Source organism: Herbiconiux daphne (assembly GCF_024979295.1).
In the GTDB taxonomy this organism is placed as follows: domain Bacteria; phylum Actinomycetota; class Actinomycetes; order Actinomycetales; family Microbacteriaceae; genus Herbiconiux; species Herbiconiux daphnes.
On record NZ_JANLCJ010000624.1, the window covers coordinates 1 to 575 of the forward strand.

Sequence of the window (575 nt, forward strand, 5' to 3'; positions counted from 1 at the left end):
ACCAACTAATGGCTAAATGCAATGTTACTTCAAACCCCATCACACTGAACAACTCAATCTCTGAGTTGAACAGGGTAGCGCCGAAGAATACAAACAAAGCTCGGAATACGATAGCACCAATGATGCCATACGTAAGCACAGTGTGCATATCCTCTTGTTTGTAAATCTTGTAGTAACCGAAAATGGCAGCGAACACCATCAGGTTATCCACAGACAGAGCTTTCTCCATCGCATAGCCAGCAAAATACTGACTCATGGCTGCGGAACCTTGTTCAAGGTAGATCAAACCACCCATCGCAATACCACAGAGAATCCAGAAGATAGACCACAATGATGCGGTCTTAATGCTCATTTTCTCGCCTTTCTTGTGACCGAAAAAGTCAACAGCGAAAGCAGCGCCACCAACTACCGCAAGGGTAGGATAGATCAGGTTCATTCCTTAATACCACCTTCTTTAGACATACGAGCCTTAACCGCCTGTTCAACGCAGGAGTTAATACGTTCACGAACAACGTCAAGGCTGACTGCGTTCATGACTGTCCCATTAAAGAAAACGATATCGAGGTCTGTCATTT

General features: G+C 44.7%; 1 protein-coding gene. It reads right to left on the reverse strand.

Going from position 1 to position 575, the window contains the following annotated elements; translation table 11 throughout:
* Positions 1–436 (reverse strand): TerC family protein (locus N1032_RS26815; RefSeq protein WP_407933093.1); only part of this gene is annotated, 436 nt, incomplete at its 3' end.
* Between the last annotated feature and the right edge of the window lie 139 nt (positions 437–575).